The sequence below is a fragment of the Labrenzia sp. ATLA3 genome (assembly GCF_057180185.1).
In genome coordinates, this window is the sequence record NZ_JBXUKV010000007.1 from 394455 (window position 1) to 417901 (window position 23447).

The 23447-nt window shown below is 60.1% G+C and carries 20 protein-coding genes and 1 tRNA gene; 9 read left to right on the forward strand and 12 right to left on the reverse strand.

The features are described from left to right. Positions 1-69 precede the first annotated feature (69 nt). The gene (locus AC2A6O_RS20980; protein WP_148585522.1) at positions 70-651 is read left to right on the forward strand and encodes a PhnA domain-containing protein; all 582 of its coding nucleotides are present in this window, start codon (positions 70-72) and stop codon (positions 649-651) included. Here AC2A6O_RS20980 and AC2A6O_RS20985 read toward each other — a convergent pair whose 3' ends face one another. Next, positions 652-1491: a LysR family transcriptional regulator gene (locus AC2A6O_RS20985; RefSeq protein WP_148585523.1), complete on the reverse strand. Its 840-nt coding sequence runs from the start codon at positions 1489-1491 to the stop codon at positions 652-654. A gap of 99 nt (positions 1492-1590) precedes the next feature. On the opposite strand from AC2A6O_RS20985, the gene AC2A6O_RS20990 reads away from it, so the two are divergent. Then, complete coding sequence (locus tag AC2A6O_RS20990) at positions 1591-1998, forward strand: tautomerase family protein (protein ID WP_498929964.1); 408 nt, start codon at positions 1591-1593, stop codon at positions 1996-1998. A gap of 172 nt (positions 1999-2170) precedes the next feature. Here AC2A6O_RS20990 and AC2A6O_RS20995 read toward each other — a convergent pair whose 3' ends face one another. Next, positions 2171-2308, reverse strand: coding sequence for a hypothetical protein (locus AC2A6O_RS20995; protein WP_162855049.1), 138 nt, complete (start codon positions 2306-2308; stop codon positions 2171-2173). A 132-nt stretch (positions 2309-2440) separates the two neighbouring features. On the opposite strand from AC2A6O_RS20995, the gene AC2A6O_RS21000 reads away from it, so the two are divergent. Further along, positions 2441-3358, forward strand: coding sequence for a LysR substrate-binding domain-containing protein (locus tag AC2A6O_RS21000; protein ID WP_148585525.1), 918 nt, complete (start codon positions 2441-2443; stop codon positions 3356-3358). Positions 3359-3374: 16 nt separating this feature from the next. On the opposite strand, the gene AC2A6O_RS21005 is transcribed toward AC2A6O_RS21000, so the two are convergent. Next, a complete protein-coding gene (locus AC2A6O_RS21005; RefSeq protein WP_148585526.1) occupies positions 3375-4331 on the reverse strand; it encodes a YihY/virulence factor BrkB family protein in 957 nt (318 codons plus the stop codon). 457 nt (positions 4332-4788) lie between these two features. Here AC2A6O_RS21005 and pheS point away from each other — a divergent pair, with 457 nt between their 5' ends. From pheS to pheT, 3 genes are read left to right on the forward strand one after another with little or no spacing between them, the layout of a single operon-like run. Beyond that, a complete protein-coding gene (gene pheS, locus AC2A6O_RS21010; RefSeq protein ID WP_148585527.1) occupies positions 4789-5871 on the forward strand; it encodes a phenylalanine--tRNA ligase subunit alpha in 1083 nt (360 codons plus the stop codon). Positions 5872-5896: 25 nt separating this feature from the next. Next, entirely contained in the window at positions 5897-6550 is a 654-nt protein-coding gene (locus AC2A6O_RS21015) for a phenylalanyl-tRNA synthetase subunit alpha (protein ID WP_498929967.1), read from the forward strand. A 58-nt stretch (positions 6551-6608) separates the two neighbouring features. Then, positions 6609-9026, forward strand: a complete 2418-nt coding sequence (gene pheT, locus AC2A6O_RS21020) for a phenylalanine--tRNA ligase subunit beta (protein WP_498929969.1) — start codon at positions 6609-6611, stop codon at positions 9024-9026. A 54-nt stretch (positions 9027-9080) separates the two neighbouring features. Here the strand turns inward: pheT and AC2A6O_RS21025 are convergent, their stop codons facing one another. After that, the gene (locus AC2A6O_RS21025; protein WP_148585530.1) at positions 9081-9419 is read right to left on the reverse strand and encodes a hypothetical protein; all 339 of its coding nucleotides are present in this window, start codon (positions 9417-9419) and stop codon (positions 9081-9083) included. A 355-nt stretch (positions 9420-9774) separates the two neighbouring features. Further along, positions 9775-10092, reverse strand: coding sequence for a hypothetical protein (locus AC2A6O_RS21030; RefSeq protein WP_498929971.1), 318 nt, complete (start codon positions 10090-10092; stop codon positions 9775-9777). Positions 10093-10288: 196 nt separating this feature from the next. On the opposite strand from AC2A6O_RS21030, the gene AC2A6O_RS21035 reads away from it, so the two are divergent. After that, on the forward strand, positions 10289-10933 hold the full coding sequence (locus tag AC2A6O_RS21035; RefSeq protein ID WP_498929973.1) for a nucleotidyltransferase family protein: 645 nt from the start codon (positions 10289-10291) through the stop codon (positions 10931-10933). A gap of 32 nt (positions 10934-10965) precedes the next feature. On the opposite strand, the gene pabB is transcribed toward AC2A6O_RS21035, so the two are convergent. The 4 genes from pabB to AC2A6O_RS21055 form a co-directional block, all read right to left on the reverse strand. Next, positions 10966-12825 carry an aminodeoxychorismate synthase component I gene (gene pabB, locus AC2A6O_RS21040; RefSeq protein ID WP_498929975.1) on the reverse strand — a complete coding sequence of 620 codons (1860 nt, stop codon included), beginning with the start codon at positions 12823-12825 and terminating at the stop codon, positions 10966-10968. Positions 12826-13024: 199 nt separating this feature from the next. Next, complete coding sequence (locus AC2A6O_RS21045; RefSeq protein WP_498929977.1) at positions 13025-14524, reverse strand: methyl-accepting chemotaxis protein; 1500 nt, start codon at positions 14522-14524, stop codon at positions 13025-13027. Between the two features lie 505 nt (positions 14525-15029). Beyond that, positions 15030-15695, reverse strand: a complete 666-nt coding sequence (gene msrA / locus AC2A6O_RS21050; protein WP_498929979.1) for a peptide-methionine (S)-S-oxide reductase MsrA — start codon at positions 15693-15695, stop codon at positions 15030-15032. Positions 15696-15865: 170 nt separating this feature from the next. Beyond that, a complete protein-coding gene (locus AC2A6O_RS21055) occupies positions 15866-16192 on the reverse strand; it encodes a hypothetical protein (protein ID WP_498929981.1) in 327 nt (108 codons plus the stop codon). A gap of 645 nt (positions 16193-16837) precedes the next feature. Between AC2A6O_RS21055 and AC2A6O_RS21060 the strand changes: the two genes are divergently transcribed. Then, positions 16838-16927, forward strand: a tRNA-Ser gene (locus AC2A6O_RS21060). Positions 16928-17186: 259 nt separating this feature from the next. Here the strand turns inward: AC2A6O_RS21060 and AC2A6O_RS21065 are convergent. The 3 genes from AC2A6O_RS21065 to AC2A6O_RS21075 all read right to left on the reverse strand — a co-directional run bounded on the left by AC2A6O_RS21065 (position 17187) and on the right by AC2A6O_RS21075 (position 21555). Next, positions 17187-18560 carry an NAD-dependent succinate-semialdehyde dehydrogenase gene (locus tag AC2A6O_RS21065; protein ID WP_498929983.1) on the reverse strand — a complete coding sequence of 458 codons (1374 nt, stop codon included), beginning with the start codon at positions 18558-18560 and terminating at the stop codon, positions 17187-17189. Positions 18561-18604: 44 nt separating this feature from the next. Next, on the reverse strand, positions 18605-19366 hold the full coding sequence (locus AC2A6O_RS21070; RefSeq protein WP_498929985.1) for a hypothetical protein: 762 nt from the start codon (positions 19364-19366) through the stop codon (positions 18605-18607). Positions 19367-19707: 341 nt separating this feature from the next. Next, a complete protein-coding gene (locus AC2A6O_RS21075) occupies positions 19708-21555 on the reverse strand; it encodes an ABC transporter ATP-binding protein (RefSeq protein WP_498929987.1) in 1848 nt (615 codons plus the stop codon). Positions 21556-22141: 586 nt separating this feature from the next. On the opposite strand from AC2A6O_RS21075, the gene AC2A6O_RS21080 reads away from it, so the two are divergent. Beyond that, a complete protein-coding gene (locus AC2A6O_RS21080) occupies positions 22142-23446 on the forward strand; it encodes a hypothetical protein (RefSeq protein ID WP_330559385.1) in 1305 nt (434 codons plus the stop codon). Position 23447: the final 1 nt, after the last annotated feature.

Sequence of the window (23447 nt, forward strand, 5' to 3'; positions counted from 1 at the left end):
CCTCCTGATTGAAAGGCTATAGACCGACTGAACCAGCCGGCCTGCAGCGCCCCCAAGCAAGGCTTTGCCATGAGTATCGAACAGACCCTTTCCGACCGCGCCGGCAACGCCTGCGAATTCTGTGGTGCCACTGAAGCGTTGAAGCCTCTTGATGTCGGTCCGGATGCCGATGGCACAGCGGATATGGCTGTTCTCGCCTGCACCACCTGCGCGGATCAGATTTCGGGCACTGCGGATATCGACGCGAAGCATTGGCTTTGCCTGAATGAAGCCGCCTGGAGCCAGGTTCCGCCGGTTCAGGTTGTTGCCTACCGCATGCTCTCCAGAATGCCGGATGAAAGCTGGGCACGCGATCTTCTGGACATGCTGTATCTGGAAGAGGACACGCTCGCCTGGGCAAAGGCCGGTCTTGGCGCCAGCACGGACGAAGACGACGGCGTGGTCCACAAGGATACCCACGGCGCTGTTCTTGCCGCCGGCGACACGGTGACCCTGATCAAGGATCTCAAGGTCAAAGGCGCCAGCTTCACCGCCAAACGCGGCACCGCCGTGCGCAACATCTCGCTTGTTGCGGACAACGCCTCCCAGATCGAAGGTCGTGTGAACGATCAACGCATCGTCATCCTGACGGAATTCGTGAAGAAGGCCTGATCAGGCCGCGTCGCGGAAGGCCGCAAGGATAGCAGAAGCGACCAATGGACCTTCCCGGCAGAAGAGCGTCATCTTCGTCTTCGGCAAGACGGGAAGACGATAGAGGTCTCCAACTTCCCGGCATCCTTCGGGAATGTTGCGCCTGTCGAGGCAGGCGATGCCGAGGCCGGCGCTGACCGCTGCCTGGATGGCGCCAACACCGGTGCCGGTAAAGGCGTCTTCATAGGAAATCCCAGCTTCTTTCAGTGTGCCCTCCGCCAGGCGTCGCAGGGCGCATGTCTCGGAAAGAGCCACAAGGGGGAGAGCCGTCCCCGCACTCCAGCTGAACGCCCGGGAAGCCGTCCAGACAAGGTTTTCCTCGAAGGCCACACGGCCGGTGCCCTCGACATCCTCGGAACGCACCATGACCGCGCTGAACAGCCCTGCCTTGAAGTCGTTATAGAGCGTATCGGAATAACCGACCGAAACGTGCAGGCGGTGCTGCGGCAGCGCCTTGCTGAGCGAGGCGATAATGGCCGGCAGGCGCCCCCCAGCGGCATGATCGCTGATGCCGAAACGCAGTCGTTTTTGAACAGCCGGACCGGAAACGCGGGCCGTTACACTGTCATGCAGATCGATCAGGCTGCGCGCGTCGCTCAGAAACCTTGCGCCGAAGCTTGTCAGCCGGACGGAGCGCGGCGAACGGCTGAGGAGGGTGTCGCCGAGGCGGTCTTCCAGTTTCTTGATCTTGACGCTGACAGCAGACTGGCTGGCCCCCGTCATCTGACCTGCCCGCGTGAAGCTGCCCGTTTCGGCGACACGCACGAAGGCGCGCAAGAGATCCATATCGAGATCGGTCATACAATCATTCTAATTTATGATTTTTGAAATATCAAAGATTTGTTTCTGTTATCATAAGCACAGCAATAAGGTTGGCGGCATCACCGAAAGACGGAGGACATGATGCCGCTTACCAACGTTTCCCTGCTGAAGGGTTCCAAAACCGCCGCCCAGAAAGCCGTGATCCTGGACGAAATCTATCAGGCCATGCGCGAGACCTTCGGCGTTCCGCAGGACGACAAGTTCATGATGATTACAGAACATGCGCCCGAGGATTTCCTGTTCGGCCGTCATTTCATGAACATCGACCGGTCCGACGACCTGATCATCATTCAACTGACCGTCAGCGACACGCGCAGCGCCGACCAGAAGAAGGCGCTGTTTGCCCGGATCGCCAAGGGCCTTGCCCGCGAAGCCGGTATCCGGTCCGAAGACATCTTCATCAATCTGGTGGAAACCAGGCTGGAAAACTGGTCGTTCGGGCACGGCGTCGCACAATATGCCGACAGGCAGCCTGTCGCGGTTTGATCCGATCCCTATAGCAGCAGCCGTTGGCTGTCTTTGCCGCCCAAAACAGAAACGGCGCCGGGCTTGCCGCCCAGGCGCCGTTTTCTGGTTGGGAATTCTTGTCCAACCGGCCGTTCCTTGCGGAGGGTCGATCGGAACGGTCACAGACCGGCCTTTCAGCCGGCCTTCCGCCTTAGCGCCGGTTGAGCGGCAAGTCGGCCAGTTCGCGCTGGGACATACGCACGATTGCCGGATGGGACAGCGGGTCGGCACGGTCGTAAGCGGATGCCGGGCGGGCCGTCATGTAGCGGCGCATAAACAGTTTCATCATGAGGTTCAGTCTCCTTATTATTGTTTTTTGCATGGCCAAATTCCTTCTTTGAATTTAGCTATGCTCCTTCTATAGATGCTTCGACTGACTAAAAAAATCGACTTATTCTGATTTTCAGTTTAGATTTTCTAAATGAAAAATCTCAACCGCATTCATCTGTCCGGCCTGCGTGCCGTTGAAGCCGTTGCCCGGCTTGGTTCCGTCAAGGCGGCCGCTGAGGAACTGGGGGTTACTGTTGGTGCCGTCAGCCAACAACTTCAAAAGACAGAGGCGCAGCTTGGAGTGCAACTGTTCGAGCGGCAGAATCGCCTGTTGCTGCCGACCGCGCATGTGCTTGCAATGCAGCCGCATCTGACCAGCGCCATGTCCTCGCTCTCAACCGCCATCGCCACCACCCAGCGTGGACGCGAAGATGCCCTGACGATCTCAGTTGCCCCGGTTTTTGCCGGCAAATGGCTGGTGTGGCATCTCAAGAATTTCAACAAGGCGCACCCGGGCGTCAGGGTTCGGGTGGAAGCAACCGTGGATCTGGTCGATCCGGACATGAGCGATGTCGACCTTTGCATCCGTGTCGGCAAGGGGCCCTATCCGGGCGTCAGGGCAGAGCAGTTGTTGCACCAGCGGGTGTTTCCAGTCTGCAGCCCGGCATTGGCGGAACAGATCAGGGAGCCGAAAGACATCGGCAAGCTGCCGATTATTCGCGACCCCGGACAAATGTACACCTGGAAGACCTGGCTGGATCTCTTCGGCCTCGATGAAAGCATTCTGCAGGATGGCCCGACCTTCTCCGACGGTTCGCTTTGCCTTGATGCGGCAATCGCAGGGCACGGGGTGTTCCTGGCCTGGGAAACACTCGCGGTTTATGCGGTCAAATCCGGTCAGGTGATTGCTCCCTTCCCGGAGCGGCCGGCCACCGGCAGCGCCTACTGGCTGATCAGCGGCAAGAACGCCCCTCAGACCAGGGCCAAGAAAGCCTTCGGCGATTGGCTGCGCGAAGAACTGCAAGGCTCGATTGGCAGGCCAAAGGGCGCCGACGCGGTGGCGGAGTAGGCCCTCTCACCTTCCGTCATGTGTCCACACCTGCAATGGACTTGCCCAGCACATCGGCCTTCACCGCGCCGCGCTCCCCCATTGGCCGGTCCGGACCGACAGTGCTGTCCCGGCGCGTTTGCGCTTCCATCTCGCCATTCAGCTCTGCGCCGAGCAAGACAATATAGGCGGAAATCCAGAGCCACATGAGCAGGATGATGACGCCCGCAAGACTGCCGAAGGTTTTGTTGTAGCTGGCAAAGTTCGCCACGTAGACGGAAAAACCGTAGGACGCGGCAAGCCACAGCAGGCAGGCAACGACAGCCCCGGGCGTGATCCATTTCCATTTGGCGTCTTTTCGGGAGGGCCCGAACCTGTAGACAAAGGAAAGACCGGTAATCGTCAGCAAACCAAGGATCAGCCAGCGCACCGAGGAGAGGATCCCCTCAAGCCAGTCCGGCAAGGCAAGGAAACTGAAAACGACGGGCAAAAGCAGCGCAGAGACAAGCCCCAGCACGAGAGCGAACACAAGAAGGAACGTCATGGCCAGAGTTCGGGCTTTCAGCGCGATGAAGCTGCGCTTTTCGACCTCGTCATAGGCTATGTTCAGCCCCTCCATGATGCTGGCCATGCCCCGCGCCGTGGAATAGACCGCAATGCCCAGACCGATGATGAACGCGAAACCGAGCCCTGCGCTTTCACTGCCGGCAACGCCGGCCGCCTGCGTGAGAATGATCTGGGACGCTTCACTTGGGAGAACACTCTCGATAAGCTCAAGCTGACGGCTCACCTCGGCCGGCTTGACGACGAGCCCGGACAATGCGGTGAAAGCGGTAATGGCGGGAAAGATCGCCAGGAGGCCGTAGAAGGCCACGCCTGCGGCGATCAGATCGATGTGATCGCGCTGGAGTGCATTCCAGACACGCAAGCCAATGTCCAGCCACCCAGCCGCCGGGATCTCTTCCGGACTGACGGCTTCTCTTCCACGTGTCATGCATGCCCCCTTCGTTACCCGATCGCCCGGCTGTCCACAGCAGGGAACTCCATTGAGTAACGCCTTAACCGGGATAGAGTTCCTTTCCGTTACGTCCACCAGGCGGCATTCGCCCTACCCTGTGCGCGGCAAGCCGCCTTTTCCGCTTGCCATCGCTCCGCCTTTCGCTACATTGGCGCCCCATGAGCGATTACACCGCACATATCTGCCGTTCCGGCCTGACCAGTGGCTCCCAGCCCCTTTCCGGGATCGACGCGCGCCTCATTGAGCTGCAGGGCCCCGCCTGCGGACGATTTACGCGCTAACGCGCTTTAATACCGGCGCTTTTCTCCTCTTCGGGACCTCACGCAATAATGCGCACGAGGCCGTGGCAATCGCTGCGATTATTCGCTAAAAGACCCCGACTTTCTGTTTCGACACCTCCGCGCGCACCGCGCGAACCGATGACCGAGTACGCATGTCCAACCTCGACACCCTTGAAACCGATCTTCTGGCCGCCATCGAAGGCGCCGGGACCGAAGCCGCCCTGGAAGACATCCGCGTTGCCGCCCTTGGCAAGAAGGGCTCCATCTCCGAGCAGATGAAAACGCTGGGCAAGATGACGCCGGAAGAACGCCAGGTGATGGGCCCTGCCCTCAACGGCCTGAAGGCGAAGATCACCGACGCAATCGCCGCCCGCAAGGACGTTCTGGCGGAAGCGGCGCTGGAAGCGCGTCTGGCCAGTGAGCGGGTGGATATCACCCTGCCGCTGCGTCCCACACCCGTGGAAACCGGCCGCATTCACCCGGTCAGTCAGGTTATCGACGAACTGACGGCGATCTTTGCCGACATGGGCTTTTCCATTGCCGAAGGCCCGGACATCGAAACCGATGAACTGAACTTCACCGCGCTGAACTTTCCCGAAGGCCATCCGGCGCGCGAGATGCACGACACGTTCTTCTTCAATCCAAAGGAAGACGGCGAACGGCTGCTGCTGCGCACGCACACCTCTCCGGTCCAGATCCGCACCATGCGCAGCCAGGAACCGCCGATCCGCGTCATCACGCCGGGCCGGACCTACCGCTGTGACAGCGACCAGACCCACACGCCGATGTTCCACCAGGTGGAAGGTCTCGTGATCGACAAGGAGAGCCATTTCGGACACCTGAAATGGATTCTGCGCGAATTCTGCAAGGCCTTCTTCGAAGTCGATGACATCAAGATGCGCTTCCGCCCGAGCTTCTTCCCGTTCACCGAACCGTCCATGGAACTCGACATCCAGTGCGACCGGTCCGGCGGCGAAGTAAAGATCGGCCAGGGCGAAGACTGGCTGGAAATCCTTGGCTGCGGCATGGTTCATCCGAACGTCATCCGCAACTGCGGTCTCGACCCGGATGTCTACCAGGGCTTCGCCTGGGGTATGGGGATCGACCGTATCGCGATGCTGAAATACGGCATGCCGGACCTGCGTGCCTTCTTCGACGCAGACGTCCGCTGGATCCAGCATTACGGGTTCCGACCACTCGACCTGCCGACGCTGTTCGGTGGTCTGTCCAGTTAACCGCCTTAATTTGGGGGGCGCCACCATGTCATTGCTGATCCGCATCGTCCTTGCCGTCCTGCTGACCGCTGCCGCCCTGTTGCCGGCATCGGCCCAGACGACCGACAAGGACACGCGCGTTGCGACGCCGACCTCGTTCCTGGAGGCTTGCGCCGAAAAGATCGAGAACCGGGGCCGCCTTCGTTTCTGCGACACCTATTTCCGCGAAAAACTGGGCACCGAAGCCGATGCGCTGCTGTATCTTCGGGACCGGATCACGCGTCTGCGTGCCGGTCACGAGGAAAGCTCGACCGAGAAGTACCACAGCTTCCTGCAGGCGATTTACATCGTGGCCTTCCTGACCATCGCCTCGATCGTGCTGATCGCAAGCGATCGCCGTATCCGCGGCACCGCGAAATGGGCCGGCTTGACCAGCACTGCTGCTCTTCTGGTGATGGTGGTCATTGTCGCCATGGGTTGGCTTGGCAAATACCGGGCCGAATACGCAGCCCAGATCGAGCTGGGCATCCTGCGTGACCGGATCGAGACGGAAGCCGCCCAGGCGATTGCAACCAATCAGCAGATCACGCCGGAGATGGTGCGCGGCTGGACCCGTGACTTTTCCGACATTGGCCGCCGTTTTGCCGAGAATTACGGCGCTGCGACCATCATCCCCGAAGTGGACCGGCTCGGCAACTGACGCCTCCACATCCCGTTTCGCGGTTCTGATGCCGCACCAAGTTTGAAGAGATCGAAAGATGAAATTCACCCTTTCCTGGCTCAAGGAGCATCTGGAGACCGACGCCAGCCTGGAGGAGATCGTTGAACGTCTCACCCTGATCGGTCTGGAAGTCGAGGAAGTTACCAACCGCGCCGACCGCCTGAAGCCGTTCCGCATCGCGAAGGTTCTGGAAGCCGAGCAGCATCCGAATGCGGACCGTCTGCGCGTCCTGAAGGTCGACACCGGCGAAGGCGATCCGGTTCAGGTTGTCTGCGGCGCTCCCAATGCCCGTGCCGGTCTTGTCGGCGTGCTCGGCAAGCCGGGCGACTATGTTCCCGGGCTCGACGTGACGCTGTCGGTCGGCAAGATCCGCGACGTGGAAAGCTTCGGCATGATGTGCTCGGAGCGTGAGCTGGAACTTTCCAACGAACATGACGGCATCATCGACCTGCCGGCGGATGCGCCGGTGGGCATGGCCTATGCCGAGTGGGCCGGGCTTGACGAGTCGGTCATCGAAATCGGCCTGACCCCGAACCGCCCGGATTGCACCGGCGTCTACGGCATTGCCCGCGACCTGGCCGCCGCCGGTCTCGGCAAGCTGAAGGAACGCAGCAATGAACAGGTTCGCGGCACCTTCCCCTGCCCGGTCGGCGTAACGCTGGACTTCGGCGACACCAAACCGATGTGCAAGGCCTTCGGCCTGCGCCTGGTCAAGGGCGTAAAGAACGGCCCTTCTCCGAAGTGGCTGCAGGACCGCCTGACGGCCATCGGTCTGCGGCCGATCAATGCGCTTGTCGACATGACCAACTACGCCACCTTCGACCAGGGCCGGCCTCTGCATGTGTTCGATGCCGACAAGGTTCACGGCAATCTGGTCGTGCGCCGTGGCAAGTCTGGCGAAACCATAGACGGCCTCAACGGCAAGACCTATGAGCTTGATGACACGATCTGCGTCATTTCCGATGACAACGGCGTGGAAAGCATCGGCGGCATTCTGGGCGGTGAGCCTTCGGGCTGTACGGAAGACACCGTCAATGTGCTGATCGAATCCGCTCTGTGGGACGAAGACGATATTGCCGCAACCGGCCGCAAGCTCGGCGTCAACACGGATGCCCGTTACCGCTTCGAGCGCGGCGTCGACCCGAACTACATGATGCCGGGCCTGGAATATGCCACGCGTATGGTCCTGGACCTGTGCGGCGGTGAGGCGTCGGAAACGGTTCAGGCCGGATCCGTGCCGGAAACCAGCAAGATCATCGAGTTCCCCTATTCGGAAATCAAGCGCCTGTCTGGTGTCGATGTTCAGCCTGCGGAAGCCAATGTCACGCTGAAATCGCTCGGGTTCTGGATTTCAGGCTCCGGCGACACGGTCAAGGTGGCCGCGCCAAGCTGGCGCCCGGATATCGAAGGCAAAGCCGACCTCGTGGAAGAGGTGGTGCGGATCATCGGTCTGGACCGCGTGCCGTTCACGCCCCTGCCACGTACCGGCACCGTCGGGCAAAAGGTGCTGACCACCGGCCAGATCCGCCGCAACAAGGCGCGCCGGGCCCTGGCCGCCCGCGGTTTCAACGAAGCCGTCACATGGTCGTTCATCGCCAAGGATCACGCCGAACTCTTCGGCGGCGGCAGTGCCGCGCTTGCGCTGGCCAATCCGATTTCCACCGAGATGTCGGACATGCGCCCAAGCCTGCTTCCGGGCCTTCTTGTGGCGGCCCAGCGCAATGCCGACCGGGGATATGGCAATGCTGCCCTGTTCGAGATTGGTCAGGTGTTCGAGAACGACACGCCGGAAGGCCAGAAGATGGTCGCAACCGGTGTACGCCGCGGTTCTGCAAAGCTGCAGGGCGCTGGCCGCCACTGGTCGGGCGTTTCCCAGACCGTTGACGTGTTCGACGCCAAGGCGGATGCCGAAGCGGCTCTGGCCGCCATCGGCGCACCGGTGGACAAGCTGATGGTGTCGGCAGATGCACCGGCAACGTTCCATCCGGGCCGGTCCGGCTGCCTCAAGCTGGGTCCGAAAAACGTCCTGGCGGTGTTCGGTGAAGTTCATCCGCGCACACTGCAGACGCTCGATATCGAAGGGCCGCTGGTCGCATTCGAGATCTTCCTCGATGCCCTGCCCGAACCCAAGAGCAAGAGCGGCCGTTCCAAGGGCGCGCTCAATGTGAGCGGACTGATGCCGGTGCAGCGCGATTTCGCCTTCCTAATCGGCAAGGACGTTTCGGCCGAGGCGTTGCTGAAAGCTGCCCGCGGTGCGGACAAGACCCTGATCAACGATGTCACGCTGTTCGATATCTATGAAGGACAGGGCGTGCCGGAAGGGCAGAAGTCCGTTGCAATCGACGTGACGCTGCAGCCGCGCCAGAAAACTCTGACCGATGAGGAAATCGACGCCGTTGCGAAGAAGATCATCGCCAATGTCGAAAAGGCAACCGGCGGCACGCTGAGAAGCTGATCGGTTTTAAAACACTGCAAGAAGGCTGCGCGAAACATCATCGCGCGGCCTTTTTTACTGGCGGGTCTGCCCCAACTCGGCGCAGACCAGAACGGCACACTTCGGATCGTCCTTTGTCGGCACGAACGTCGGGCGCACGGTCTGTCCCGAAAAGCACCGGTTCCGGTCGACCACGAAGCGGTCGAACTTGTAAGGGCCGGACTTCAGGTTGATGGCACCGAATTTCTTGATCAGACCCTGGGTCTGGACACACGTCAGCTGTGTCGTGTCCGGCTGACGCCGGGTCTGCGCTTCCGCCTGCAGCACAGGCACAAGAGCCGCCCCCATGAACAGGCCGGCCTGAAGCGCGAACTTCGCAATTGAAAGCGGTTTTCTTTTATTATGCTCGTTCATCGCAAGGCCTTTCCTGCGTAGTCAGGCGAAGTCATGTATTAAATGTCCGGGTTTTCCAGCAGTCGGCAATCCGTATTTCATATCTGTAGACCGGCTATCAATTGCAACACGGCATTGCTCCGTCTGCATGTGAAATAGCAGGAAAAGACTGCAAGGCAGTTAAGACGTCCGCCTCGTCATTCTGTTTTGGAGCATGCAAGTGAAAGGCTGCGCCCGAACGGGAAAACACCTGAAACCGGCACGCAATAAAGGCTGTTCCGCCCGGCAACGGAAGCGGCGCGACTAAGCCCTGTTCAATATTGGCAACGATTACCGTTTGCAGTGTAGCGGGCTTTGACCTTCACCCTGACCTGGCTCAATCGTAGCGCCAGGGCTGGGGATTGACGCAGCGAAGCACGTAGCATTTCGCGTTGTCCTTGGTCGGAATATAGGCGCGGCGTGTAACCTCGCCATGCTGGCAAAAGCTGCGGTTGGCCACGTAGCGGTCGAACGTATAGCGTCCGGTGCTCATCACGACGGCGCCGCGCTGATTGATCAGGGACTGTGCCTGGCCACATGACATGGCAGTGGAATTCGGCCGCCCGGATTGGGCCGCGGACGGCAGAGCCGTCACAAGCGCGGCTCCGCAAGCGGCCAGTGCAGCGATCACATGTTTGCGTGGCAAGGTATTCATCGGCAATTCCTGAAGTCTCAAAGCGCCCCTGAAACAGATGGCGTCGACACGGCGCATGTCAAGCCGGCAGCGGGCCCCACGCGGTGGGGCTGTATGCCTTTACACAGCATCTTCAAGCACACGTTCTTCACATTGCCCGGCGCACGCCCCCTCCAGAATCGGATAGGTTGCCTCCTCGACAAAAGAGGATCCGCACATGAACGCCGATTTGCCGATGGACGAAAGCGATGCAGGGCTGGGCAATCCCTATGCGGCTTGTGAAGAGGCGCGGCAGACAAGGCTGGAACAGATCCTCAGGTCCGTGCCACACGTGATGGAGATGCTGACCACAACCCGTGATCTTGCTCTGCCGGACGCCTGGCTGGTGTCGGGCGGCATCTACCAGACCGTCTGGAACGTCCTCACCAACCGCCCGATGCTGCATGGCATCAAGGATTTCGACATCATCTATTTCGACGGATCGGATCTGTCCTACGAGGCTGAAGACGCCGTCATCGGCAAGGTCAACCAGGCCCTGCCCGACTGGGCGAGCCTTCTGGAAGTGCGAAACCAGGCCCGCGTCCACCTGTGGTACGAAATCCGTTTCGGCAGGCCCTATCGTCCTCTCGACTGTTCGATGGATTCGCTGACAACCTATGCTTCGCGCACCCATTCCGTGGCAGCAAGGCTCACGCAGGACGGACGCATGGTGGTGCATGCGCCTTTCGGCCTCGCCAACCTGTTCGGCATGCGTCTGGTGCCCAATTACACTCAGCCAAATCCGGAAACCTATGCGGAAAAGGCGGAGCGGATGAAAGCGCTCTGGCCGGAGCTGACGGTTTTTCCCTGGGAACAGGCCTGAGATGTGAGAGCGGTCGTCTTGCGTACAGGTTTTCAACCGGTCTTGCGCGTGGTCTCATTCCGCTGAGCGGCGCTCAGGTGCCCGAAGTCGGCTGCTTGTTCTGAGATAAGACGTCCGCGGATCAGACCGCGCACCGAATTGCCGACGTAGACGTCCTCCGCCTCCTGCAGATCCTGCAGCGTAAGATCGGCCTCGCTGGCCAGACCGCGTTCCAGAAGACCTGCGCGGAACGTGCCCGGCAGAAGCCCATGCTGGAGGGCCGGTGTCAGCAACTTGCCGTACTGTTTCACGAAAAGGGTCGTGTAGCTTCCCTCAGTGAGGTAACCGTTTTCGTTCACGAACAGCACTTCCTGGCAACCGGTTTCCGCCTGATACCGCTCGCGCGTCTCGTCGTAAAAGGCGCGGTTGGTGGTCTTGTGGAACAGGAACCTGTCAGCCGAATGCGTCGTCTCGCGCGCGATGACCAGATTGAACACAGCCTCCGGAGCGGGTGCAGGAAGCTCCACCGAGGTGACAGATACCCCGCCATCTGCCGACAGCAACAGGCGCACACGCCTGGATCCGGCAAAGCTTCGGCTCTGCCGCAGCAGTTCCGCGCGGATCTCTTCTTCCTGGAACCGGAACCCGAAATAGGCGGCCGATGCCTGCAGGCGCTGCATGTGCCGTTCCAGAAGCAGGTAACCGTCGCCCGGCTGATAGGCCAGTGTCTCTATCAGGTCGAAGCCGGGCGTTTCTTCGCTCATGAACTTCAGCTTCAGGGTGCATTCGTCGTATTCGGGAGAGGCGCCGCTGTCGAAGATGACGCCGGACCCCGTTCCCGCTTCGCCTCTGCCGTCGTCTCGCAGCACCAGCGTCCTGATGGCAACATTCAGACGGAAGTCGCCGCCGGGCGCAAGGTAACCGATGGAGCCGGTGTAGACGCCGCGCGGGGCTGTCTCCAGGTCGTGGGCAATCTGCATGGCGCTGAGCTTCGGTGCGCCGGTGATCGAACCGCAGGGGAACAGGTGTTCGGTGATGCGCGCAAAGCCGATGTGGCTCGGCACTTCGGCCTCGACCGTGGAGGTCATCTGGTGAAGGCTCTGGTAGCGCTCCACCTCGCACAACCGGGTCACCTTCACCGTACCGGTTTCGGCAATGCGCGACAGGTCGTTGCGCATCAGATCCACGATCATGGTGTTTTCGGAGCGCTGCTTGGGATCGCTGGAAAGCGTGCGCGCAATTGCGGTGTCCTCCGAAGCGTATCGCCCCCGGGGGGCAGTGCCTTTCATCGGCTTCGTTCTGAGGCGTGTTCCCTGGCGTTCCAGAAAAAGTTCCGGCGAGAGTGACAGGATCGTCCGGTCTTCAAGGCGCAGGAAGGCGGCAAACTCCACCGGCTGGCGGCGCAGCAGATCCTGGAAGATCTGCTCCGGTGCCCCCTGGTGCCGAAACCTTGCACGCATGGTCAGGTTGACCTGATAGATGTCGCCTTTCGCCAGGTGGTCGCGCACGCGCGCGAAGGCCGTGTCGTAGGCCGCCCTGTCCATGTCGAACTCGGGCTTGCCGATGGCAGCTTTTCCCCCGTCCGCAGCGCCTGCCAGCAGGGCTCTTGCTTCGGCAAGGTCCAGTTCCTCCGGCGCACCGTAAAGCCCGAACCACAGCAAGGGCTCGCCGGTTTCCTGAAACCGCTGCCGCAGCTTTTCCTCAAACGCGAACCCCAGCTCATAGGCGAGAAAGCCCGCGGCATGGCGCCCCTGGTTCTGGGCCGCCTCAAGCCGTTCAAGGCAGCCCCTGACTTCGCTGAGCCGTGTGCAGGAGATAACGTCTTCCGGCGCCTGAAACAGAAGCGCCGACCGCTGTTTCAACAGGTCCAGCAGAAGGACCGATCCAGGCAGGAAGGGAGAGGCAGGTGTCAAAGGGCGTCAGTGTCCGCAAGGGTGAAGAATGCCGCCAGCATGGCACGTTTCCAACCGGCCCGCTGGTCCATTACCAGCGGCTCATGGCATTCAAGCGGCATCAGGTCAACCCGGCAGGCCCTCAAACGGCAGGGCGCATGAAAAAACCGGCGAACCGGCCGCCGGTTTCAGGCAATCACATCTTGGCAAGAATGCGGTTTCAGGCAGCCACGTCCTTCAGGAAGGCAGTGATTGCCCGGCGCATGTCCTGTGTTTCCAGATCGAGGGTCTCTGCCGCCTCGATCATGGACCCGACGGAGTGGCTGGTGTGTTCGACCGTTTCCCGCACGCCCTCGATGTTGTTGGCAACACGTCCGGTTCCGTCTGCGGCTTCCGCCACGTTGCGCGAGATCTCCTGCGTCGCCGAGCCCTGCTCGCCGACAGCGGCAGCAATCGCAGCCGTGTAGCTGTTGACCTCGTCCATTGTCGTGGCAATCATGCCGATGGAGTCCACCGCGTCCTTGGTTTCCGCCTGGATCGCCGCGATCTGGGCACCGATCTCTTCCGTTGCCTTGGAGGTCTGTGTGGCCAGTTCCTTCACCTCGGCGGCGACAACCGCAAAGCCCCTGCCCGCTTCGCCGGCACGAGCTGCCTCGATGGTGGCGTTGAGGGCCAGAAGGTTGGTTTGTTCGGCAATCGCCTGGATCAATGTGACAACCTCGCCGATCCTGCTGGCCGCATCGGCAAGACCCGCAACCTTGCGGTTGCTGGTTTGCGCGTTCTCGGTCGCCTTGTCGACGATGCTGGTGGTCTGTTCGACCTGACGGGAAATTTCGGCAATCGAGGACGACAGCTCCTCGGCGGCGGAGGCAACCATCTGCACGTTGGACGAGGCCGTTTCGGACGCATCCGACACGGAACCGGCCCGCGCAGAGGTGTTCTCGGTCACCTTTCCCAGGTCGGAAGCTGCGTCGCGCATTTCGCGCACCTTCAGGCCGACAGCATCGAGCTTGGCAGCGATATCGCCTTCAAACGCGCTGATGCGTTCGGCGACGGCCTGCTGCTTGGCACGCTCTGCTTCTTCGTCCCGGGCAGCCTGCTGTTGCAATGCCATCGACCCGGCACGAGCAGCCTCTGCATCTTGGCGCTCCGTGTCGGAAACGGCGAACGCCTGTGCCAGATTGTTGGTCATCCACCACAGCCCGCCGACTTCGGCAGCCATGATGAGCACATGAAACACCACGCGAGTGAAATCCGCTCCACCGGGGAAAATGGCCCAGGGCATGACGAAGTTCAGCACAAGGTGATGCACGGCAAACACGGCTGCAAAGGCGACCAGCGCCCGCCAGTCGACCCAGCTTGCCATGACCGCCAGCACGGCAAAGAAATACATCTGCGCATCGAGCTGATAGGAGACCTGCCCGTCCGGCACCGCCAGCGCGGCCACGAACAGGGCAACCAGACTGGCAAGGGATATGGCCGTGGCAAGGCGCGTTTCGACACCAGCTCCGAATTTGACCCAGGTGCCGGTGGCCGCCACACCGAGCAGCAGCGCAGCTCCGCAGACCGCGACAACCGAAACACTGCCGCCCCACCAGGCCGTTCCCATGACGAGGAAGACATTGATCCAGATAAAGTGGATCACCGTTCGGGCAAACTTCTGCCGGAACCGGTCCAGGCCGGAAAGCTGATCCGGTTGAGACATTTCCTCGATGTTCATTTCATCTGCTCCAGAGAGACACAGCTCAATCGTCTGCAGGCTTGCGCAACGAAGGAAGGCGCGACGAATCCGGCTCCCGAGGTGTCAGGACCTGCGAAGGATTGCCCTTCGCCTGTCCCGGTGAGTGTCACCCGGTTTCTGTTCCCGACGAACACCGCGCGTGGCCCCTCACTGACGGATACCAGTGCCCCTACCAGGATCAGCAGACAGCTCGCCGGAAAATACACCGCCACGACGTTTTTGCCGAACGGCTCACCGAATCGATCCTTCAACGCTTCTGCGTTAGACCGATGTTCGCAGCGTGACTTTAAGAAACTCTGAAAACTCTACTTGCGGTCGTTTTGCTATACACAGCCCGGAAAGATGTTTTTGCTTCAAGACCTGCACCTCTGAGGAAAGCGGTCAGGCCTTTCCATAGTGACCCGGTCAGAACAGGTACAAAAAAAGAGGCAACGCCCTCGCAGACGCTGCCCCTTGCAACAATATGCAGAATTCGGTGTGACCGTCAGGCGGTCTGCCCCAACCCGACGGGGCACGCGACGCCCGTGCCGCCGATACCGCAATAGCCTGCCGGATTCTTGGCCAGATATTGCTGGTGGTAGTCTTCCGCGAAATAGAAGGTGTCCAGTTCCCGAATTTCGGTCGTGATGCTGCTGGTCACGCCGCCGGCCTTCAGGGCCGCCTGATAGGCCTGCCGGGACTGCTCGGCCTGCGCAAGATCGTCGCCATCCTTCACATAGACCGCAGACCGATACTGGGTGCCGGTGTCGTTGCCCTGGCGCATACCCTGGGTCGGGTCGTGGTTTTCCCAGAAGACCTTGAGCAGCTCGCCCAGAGAGATCTCCGCCGGGTCATAGACAACCAGAACCGCTTCGGTGTGGCCCGTGCGCCCGGTGCAGGTCTCATGATAGGTCGGGTTCGGCGTGTAGCCGCCCGCATAGCCCACCGCCGTGACGTGGACGCCAGGCAACTGCCAGAACATGCGTTCAGCCCCCCAGAAGCAGCCCATTCCAACGACAAGGGTTTTCATGCCGTCCGGGTACGGGCCTGTCAGCGGACGTCCGTTGACGAAATGCGGCTCTGCTGGCCGGATCGCTTCGGAACGCCCCGGCAAAGCCTCGTCCTTGGCCGGCAGCGAAAATTTCTTTGTCAGCATCGTCATGAACGACATGGCACTCTCCCGCGTTTGCCGGCACGCTTCCCGTAATTGACCGGAACCGGGCCGACTGATCTCAGGAGCATAATGTGGCGCAGCAGCACCCGGTTTCCAAGGGGTCTGTCACGCAAGAGTGTCCGGTTGTGCGCCTTCGGGCCCGTTATGCCTTCCGGCGACGGGCCGGATCAGGCGTAGAGCGCGCGCTGGCGCTGGCGCTTTGCTCCAAGCCAGAGCAACGCCAGACCGATGGGGGCAAACACGGCCCAGACCGGCCATGTCAGGACAGTCTCTTTCAGGGTCTGCCACACTGTCGGGTCGAAGGAGGCCACAATATTGGCTTCCGCCAGTTCAAGCGAGGCAGGTGAAAGGTTCTGCCAAACCTGGCCGAGCTGTGCGAGGTGGATTTCGGAAAGAGCAATGGAAGAACTTGCATCGGAGATACCGGCGATAATCGCGACGGCGACAAACCCATACCCGAAGATGCGGAATAAAAACTTCAAAACACTGATCATCGTTCTGCTTTCAGCCTTACACACTTACAAACTGAGCGCCTTGGTCCAATGAGGCTTTCAAATATTAGCCTCCGGATGTTGAGCATTCCTTTAGGGTAATATCACCCGACACAGGAACAAGATTTGATATTCAACACATTCTTGTGACTTTGGTTCGCTGGTTTCGCAAGTGTTTTTCCTCTCACTTGCTTGCATGGTAAACCGTCTAAATTAACGGTTGCACCGTGAAAACTGACTTAACACCTTGCATCCAGGCCGGTCTGACTGGTTGCCTATGACAGCGGGGCAGACCGCAAGTCCGTTCTGCCTGCTTCTGGGCCGTACCGAAACCTGGCAAGGACCCTTTTTGCAAGCCTCCTCCAGCCTCACAGGTTTCAATGCTGATTCTGTGCAGTCCGGTTGACCCAACCATGCCCAAGACCCCGCCGCCTTTGCCCTGCCACCGCGGCAACACACATGATTTTCCGATCCGTATCCTGCCGCCTTTCCCGGCACGTTCCGGCCGTTTTTCATCCTTGCATCGCGCCCTTGAATGCCTTGAAAATCAACATCTGCCGGGCACCGGAAAAAAAACTTGTTCAGGTGCTTGCACTTGGTCGCGCCATGGGTATATTGCGCCCCACTCAAGCGGGTGACGCTTGCGACGGACAGGTGGCCGAGTGGTTGAAGGCGCACGCCTGGAACGCGTGTATACGGGCAACCGTATCGAGGGTTCGAATCCCTCTCTGTCCGCCATTTCCATCCTTGCGCTGCCGCCTTCGGCACCTTGAGCGCTTGGATCCGGGTTTGGATCTTCTCCTTGCTCCTTCGCCATATTCTCCTCCGCACTTCCCGATCTATTGCTAGTCCGGCATCTGGTCTTGTCGCCAGCGCCATCAGTCAGCTCGTATCTGCACCGGGTTAATCTCAATGGCAGACCGCGACGTCCTTTTCTGTGTCCCGACACAAAAAGGGGCCGGTCACACCGGCCCCTCCTCGTGTTTTGCTTCTGCCGTCAACCGATGCGGATCGACTTGACGTTGACGAACTCCTTCAGCCCTTCCGGGCCGTGTTCACGGCCGTAGCCGGATGTCTTCACGCCGCCAAAGGGCATTGTCGGGTAGGCGACGTTGAACGTATTGATAAACACCATGCCGGTGTCGAAATGCTCCGCTGCCAGTTTGCGGGCACGTTCGGTGTCCTTGCTGAAGATACCCCCGCCGAGACCGTAACGGCTGCTGTTGGCGATCCGCATGGCGTCTTCGTCGTCTTTCGCACGAATGATAGCTGCGGCCGGGCCGAACAATTCGTCCTCATAGGCAGGTTGGCCCGGCGCGACATCCGCCAGCACCGTGGCCGGATAGAACCAGCCCGTACGGTCCGGGATCTTGCCGCCGACCACCAGGCGCGCCCCCTTGTCGATGCTCTCTTGAACCTGATCATGCAACTCGTCGCGCTGCTTTTTGGTCACCATCGGGCCCAACTGGGTGTCTTCGTCGGACGGATCGCCGAGCTTGATAGCTTCGAAGGCCTCTGCATAAGCCTTGACGAAGGCATCGTAGTTCTTCTCGGTCACGATGAACCTCTTGGCGTTCACGCAGGTCTGGCCGTTGTTGTAGAGACGTCCCTGTACGCAGGTTTTGACGGCGACATCGAGATCGGCATCGTCCAGCACCAGATAGGCGTCGTTGGACCCCAGTTCGAGAACCGTCTTCTTGACCAGTTCGGCAGCCTTTGCGCCGACCACGCGGCCGGCCTTGTCGCTGCCGGTCAGCGTGACGCCGCGGACGCGCTCGTCTTCAATGATCTTGTCCGACTGGTCGTGCGAGATCAGCAGCACGCCGAACAGTCCCTTGGGCAGACCGGCCCGCTCATAGAGATCGCGCAGGAACAGACCGCTGCCGGTGCAGGCCTCGGCATGTTTCAGCAGAACGCCGTTTCCGGCCATCAGGCTGGCGATGGAATAGCGGACAGCCTGGTAGGCGGGAAAGTTCCAAGGCTGAATGCCATAGACCACCCCGATGGGCGAATGCGTGACGTAGCCCTTGCCACTGTCGACCTCGCGCTCTTCATCAGCCAGGGCCTGCGGACCGGCCTTGGCCGTGTAATCGCAGATGGCAGCGCAAAGGCTCACCTCACCGAGGCTGTCCTTGAGCAGCTTGCCCACTTCGTCGGTCATCAGCCTGGCGAACTCGTCCTTCGACTTGCGCAGTTCCTCGCCAATTGCCGCAATCACCTTGGCACGCTCCTCAAGGCTTTTCAGACGCCAGTCGAGAAATGCCTTGTGACTGGCCTCCACGACAGCCATGGCTTCCGCGTCGGACATATAGGAATAGGACGTGATTTCCTGTTCGGTCAGGGGATTGATGGTTGTGAGAGACTTGGACATGGGGCGTATTCCTTCCGGTTCTATTATTCGTTGAAAAAAGACGATCAGCCGTGGGCGGAGCGATGTCTGGACAGCGTCTTGTCGACGTCTGCCAGCGCCCCCATGACCTCCTTTTGCCAACCACCCTGAGGCAGTTTGCGGACGGAGGAATGGGCAGCACACACGATGGGGGTGTCGGACCATGCGTATGCGAGTTCGCGCGCCCACCGCTCATAGTCGTCGGCGGCGCCGGCACGCTTCTGCAACGCCTTGGCGAGCTGAGGATGGAACCTCAGTTTGGACTGCGGCAGCAGCTTGCCAAGCAAGCCCGGCGCGGCCAGCACATTGAGCGTGTCATCGACATGGACAATGCCGCTTTCCCGGTGGCGAACGAGGACCGAGGCAACGTGCACGTTCTTGTGGGGAGAAACGAAGTCGACACCCTTGGGCACGGAAAACTGGAAGTCCTCGGCGAACTCTTGCCAGGTCGTTTCCTGCTCGATCCTTCCCGCCTCCCAGGGCAGATCCGGCACCTGCTCAAGATGGCGGCGCGTGCCGATGAGGCGGGCATGGGGAAGAAGCGCGTGAACGGCGGCACAATGAAGCGTGTGGAACGGATGGACGTTCACGATCGCCTCGATGGCACGTCCCTCGTCCGTCAAGGACAACAGTGCATTCCGGTCGTCTTCCTCCAGGTCATAACTGTCGAGAAGCAGAAACTTTCCGTTTGCCCGCCGCACAAGCGACATGTGGGTGCCGAAGTTGATGACCTTGGCGATTTTGAAATCGCCCCGAAACGTCCAGAAATTGTCGGCCAGTTGCCTCATGAGGCGGCTTTCCTCCGATAAGGATGCGTGCTGACGGGCTGAGCCGTCTGTCCTTAAACGGATGGGGGCAGGGTCCGTTCCCGCGACAAAATGGATCCGGCCGCAACGTGGCCCAGACACTCACCGCCTGCCGACCAGGCTGGGCGGCAGCTGCCAAGCACGCGCACGCGCGCTCATCCCGCGGTCGCGGCGGCGTGCGCTTTCAGGTGCTCGCAAGCAAAGGCGCTGAACCCTTGCTCCGGTTTATCGCCCGGGAAAGCTGGTTCACGTTCGCGGGAAGCAGGCAGGGAAAATCAAGGATTAGAGAAAACTCCCGCAATCCGAAGATTGCGGGAATTGTGCTAGGCCACTTCGGCAGGATCCAGAAAGCCACCAGACTGTCTGTTCCAGAGCTGGGCATAAACACCACCCTTTTCCAGAAGCCGCTTGTGGGAACCTTCTTCTATGATCCGGCCCTGATCCATGATGATGAGCCGGTCCATCGCCGCGATGGTGGACAGACGGTGGGCAATAGCGATGACCGTTTTGCCCTTCATCAGATCAAACAGGCTCTCCTGAATTGCAGCCTCGACTTCCGAATCCAGAGCCGACGTCGCTTCGTCCAGGATCAGGATCGGCGCATCCTTCAACAGAACCCGGGCAATCGCGATCCGCTGACGCTGCCCGCCTGAGAGCTTGACGCCACGCTCGCCGACATGCGCATCAAGTCCGCGCCGTCCCCTGAAATCCTGAAGGTCAGGAATGAAGGACATGGCGTGGGCCTTTTCGGCTGCCAAGATTGCCTCTTCCCGGGTTGCACCGGAGCGGCCGTAGACGATGTTGTCCAGCACCGAGCGATGCAGCAGCGACGTGTCCTGGGTGACCATGCCGATCTGTGCCCGCAAGCTGTCCTGAGTGACGGCGCCGATGTCCTGGCCATCGATGAGAATTCGCCCACCTTCAAGGTCGTAGAAGCGCATCAGCAAGTTGACCAGCGTGGATTTACCGGCACCGGACCGCCCGACCAGACCCACCTTCTCGCCGGGTTCGATCTTCACGGACAGATCCTCGATGACGCCTTCGTCCTTTCCATAGTGGAAGCGGATGCGATCGAAGACGATCTCGCCCCTGGAGACTTCCAGCGGCTTGGCACCTTTCTGATCCACCAGCGTATGCGGCTGGGAGATCGTTGACATGCCTTCCTGGACCGTTCCGACATTTTCGAAAATGTCGGTCGTGATCCACATGATCCAGGCAGACATGTTGACGATGCGCACCGATAGCGTGATGGCCAGCGTCAGCGACCCGACCGTGACGAGACCGCTCTGCCAGAGGCTGATCCCAAGCGCACTCAGGGACGCTATGAAGATGCCGTTGACGATCCACAGCAGGATGACCATCTGCGTCAGCGGCCGAAGGATATCGTAGAATTTCCTGGTGTGATCCTCCAGCGCCTCGCGGGTATAGGCTTCCTCATTCCGGCCCGCGGCGAACAGTTTGACGGTCAGAATATTGGTGTAACTGTCGACGATCCGCCCTGTCAGGCTCGAGCGCGCTTCGGACATGACCGCCGAGCGCTCCTTGATCTTGGGAACGAAGTGGCTCAACAGACCCACGTATATGATCAGCCAGCCGGCAAGCGGCAGGATCAGCCAGGCATCGACACCGGCAAACAGATAGATGGCGGACACGACGTAGATCAGCACAAACCAGATCGCATCAATCAATGACACGACGGAGCCGCGCAGGGACGGTCCCGTCTGAATGATCTTGTTCGCAATCCGCCCGGCAAAATCGTTGTTGAAGTAGGACAACGACTGACCCAGAACGTGTTTATGCGTCTGCCAGCGCACGAGGTTGGTCATGGCCGGCTCGATGATCTGGAACTTGATCATGGTGTGGCCTGCACCGAACAGCGGACGCAGGAAGACAACCACCACCAGCATCCAGACCAGTTCGCTGCCATGCTCGGAAAGCAGCTGATCGGGGCCGGTCGTGTTCAGATAGTCGACGATCCGCCCCAGGTAATCGAAGAGCGCAACTTCGATGATGGAAACCACGAAACCAAACGCCATGAGCCATGCCAGCGGTTTCCAGATCTGGCGGATGAAATGCCAGTAAAACGCGCTCAGATCGGAAGGGGGCGGGGTTCCGTCGTGGTGCTTGAAAGGGGAAACAATGTTTTCAAGGTAAGTGAAGACCGTGTTCATCGGTCAGGTGCTCCGTTCAAAGGTAGAGACTTTCGAAAAAATCGTACCGGGACGGAGATGCTCGTGAGAGATTCGGGTCGCGGACGGTACGGATGAAATGCTGATACCGACACGGGAACCGAAATTGGTCTGCGTGCCGGTCTAGTTTTGACCGAGGGTTCGCATAGGGATCTCTTGAGTTGTGATTGCTGTTGAACACGAAGGCCGGCGCCCGTGCAAAAAGTGCACGCTGCCGGACATTGCAACCCTAGCGACAGTTTCAGTCAGATCAAGTTGAAAATGTGAGGGGGAGCGATAGACAGGTGCGCACGTGTGAATTGCGCCACACTTTCGGTACACCATCCCCCCGGCGCTGCCCGGCCTTGCCGGATCAGCAAGCGGCAGCAGCCCCGGCTCGCGCAGAAGTTTGTCCGCGTGCCTGACTGTTGATTGAAGCATGGGAGGCAAGGCACACTTCAAGCACTATATGGGAAGACAAAGACAAGACGCCTGAACAAAGGGTGCCCTCGTGATTGAGGTTGCTCCTGGAACTTGACCTATATCCGTTGGCCCAACGAAGCTGGCTGCAAGCGTGTGAGGAAATGCCATGAACGAAAGCCAGACGAAATTGACTGCTGCGGAAGCAAAAGGCCTTCGCACCGCCAAGGAGCTTGAGGCTCATCTTTCATGGCTTGAAACCTTCACACCTGCGGCGCTTGGAGTTCTCGCCATTGCTTCGGGTATATACACCTACCTGGGAGTGTCTTCCTTGCTGGAGGATACGGGGGCGATGAGTTTCTTCGCGGCCGTGGCCTATTCGGTCGCCGTGTCGGTCGGCATATTCGTATTCTGGAGTTACATGCTTCGGCTCATGCCTGCGATGCGCAGCGCAGCGGGGTTCATAGGGCTTTCGATTTCGATGCTCGTGGGATCAGCGGCGATCATTGCCATGTCCAGCTGGCTCAACGCCGCCGCCCTTGCGGGATCGGCGGCTGTCGAACAACACCTGGACACGACAGTGCGTGACTACCAGGCGGCTTTGGAACAGGCACATGAAATCGCCCTCTCGGGCCAGGCTCTCGGACGCGAGGTTCAACGTGCCAAGGAAACATTCGAAGCACTGGCCCAACAGGAACGCTCCGGCGAGCTCTCTGGCGCAGCAGGCGAAGGTGCTGTCTTTCGCGTTCTGACGCAAAAAACAGAAGAGCTCCAGAACCTTGAGGCACAAATAGCGGAACAGCAGCCACTGATCGACTCTGCCTTTGACCAGGGCAACCAGATCCTTGGACGCATGCGAGCCCTGACAGTTGCCCCCGGCCCGGTTGAGCAAAGGTCGGTCGCGTTTTCGGAGGAAAGCGTGCGTCTTGCCGGTGTCATTGCCAGCCTGAACCAGTACTCCGTTGCGCCGCTCGTCGCGCGCGCTGCCGAGGACCTGCCGGCATCTGTCGTGCTTCCCGAACTTGATGGCCGAAACAGCAGCGTGCGAGACGCGCAATCAAGCACCATCACATCCGTGTTGAACGCACTCGACCAACGTAGCCAAACCCTGAGGCGCGCCGCCGACGAGGTGCTGGCGTTGGAGCCACCACAGGAGACGGCCTATAATCCGATCTCAAGCGCTGACGCCGTGATCAGATACGCAGGCAATTTTGTCCCGTCCTGGGCTGGAGCCATCGCGATTGACCTTCTGCCGGCCGTTCTGGTCTTTATCCTGGCGATCACCCAATCAGCCATCCGCAGCGGCCGAGATGGACTGAGCATCGAGGAAACGCTCACGCTCGCAGACCTGAAGGCGGCGATCAACGCTATGAAAGATGTTGAGGCTTCGATGGGTGCTGCAGACAAGGAAGTCTTGCGCCGTGTCGCAGATACGGAAACGTCCGAACCTGCAAATCTGAATGCCGCGGAGTAGC

Coding starts and splice junctions, on each gene's coding strand:
- AC2A6O_RS20980 (WP_148585522.1), top strand. CDS start 70: ATGAGTATCGAACAGACCCTTTCCGACCGCGCCGGCAACGCCTGCGAA.
- AC2A6O_RS20985 (WP_148585523.1), bottom strand. CDS start 1,491: ATGACCGATCTCGATATGGATCTCTTGCGCGCCTTCGTGCGTGTCGCC.
- AC2A6O_RS20990 (WP_498929964.1), top strand. CDS start 1,591: ATGATGCCGCTTACCAACGTTTCCCTGCTGAAGGGTTCCAAAACCGCC.
- AC2A6O_RS20995 (WP_162855049.1), bottom strand. CDS start 2,308: ATGATGAAACTGTTTATGCGCCGCTACATGACGGCCCGCCCGGCATCC.
- AC2A6O_RS21000 (WP_148585525.1), top strand. CDS start 2,441: ATGAAAAATCTCAACCGCATTCATCTGTCCGGCCTGCGTGCCGTTGAA.
- AC2A6O_RS21005 (WP_148585526.1), bottom strand. CDS start 4,331: ATGACACGTGGAAGAGAAGCCGTCAGTCCGGAAGAGATCCCGGCGGCT.
- pheS (WP_148585527.1), top strand. CDS start 4,789: ATGTCCAACCTCGACACCCTTGAAACCGATCTTCTGGCCGCCATCGAA.
- AC2A6O_RS21015 (WP_498929967.1), top strand. CDS start 5,897: ATGTCATTGCTGATCCGCATCGTCCTTGCCGTCCTGCTGACCGCTGCC.
- pheT (WP_498929969.1), top strand. CDS start 6,609: ATGAAATTCACCCTTTCCTGGCTCAAGGAGCATCTGGAGACCGACGCC.
- AC2A6O_RS21025 (WP_148585530.1), bottom strand. CDS start 9,419: ATGAACGAGCATAATAAAAGAAAACCGCTTTCAATTGCGAAGTTCGCG.
- AC2A6O_RS21030 (WP_498929971.1), bottom strand. CDS start 10,092: ATGAATACCTTGCCACGCAAACATGTGATCGCTGCACTGGCCGCTTGC.
- AC2A6O_RS21035 (WP_498929973.1), top strand. CDS start 10,289: ATGAACGCCGATTTGCCGATGGACGAAAGCGATGCAGGGCTGGGCAAT.
- AC2A6O_RS21045 (WP_498929977.1), bottom strand. CDS start 14,524: ATGAACATCGAGGAAATGTCTCAACCGGATCAGCTTTCCGGCCTGGAC.
- msrA (WP_498929979.1), bottom strand. CDS start 15,695: ATGTCGTTCATGACGATGCTGACAAAGAAATTTTCGCTGCCGGCCAAG.
- AC2A6O_RS21055 (WP_498929981.1), bottom strand. CDS start 16,192: ATGATCAGTGTTTTGAAGTTTTTATTCCGCATCTTCGGGTATGGGTTT.
- AC2A6O_RS21065 (WP_498929983.1), bottom strand. CDS start 18,560: ATGTCCAAGTCTCTCACAACCATCAATCCCCTGACCGAACAGGAAATC.
- AC2A6O_RS21070 (WP_498929985.1), bottom strand. CDS start 19,366: ATGAGGCAACTGGCCGACAATTTCTGGACGTTTCGGGGCGATTTCAAA.
- AC2A6O_RS21075 (WP_498929987.1), bottom strand. CDS start 21,555: ATGAACACGGTCTTCACTTACCTTGAAAACATTGTTTCCCCTTTCAAG.
- AC2A6O_RS21080 (WP_330559385.1), top strand. CDS start 22,142: ATGAACGAAAGCCAGACGAAATTGACTGCTGCGGAAGCAAAAGGCCTT.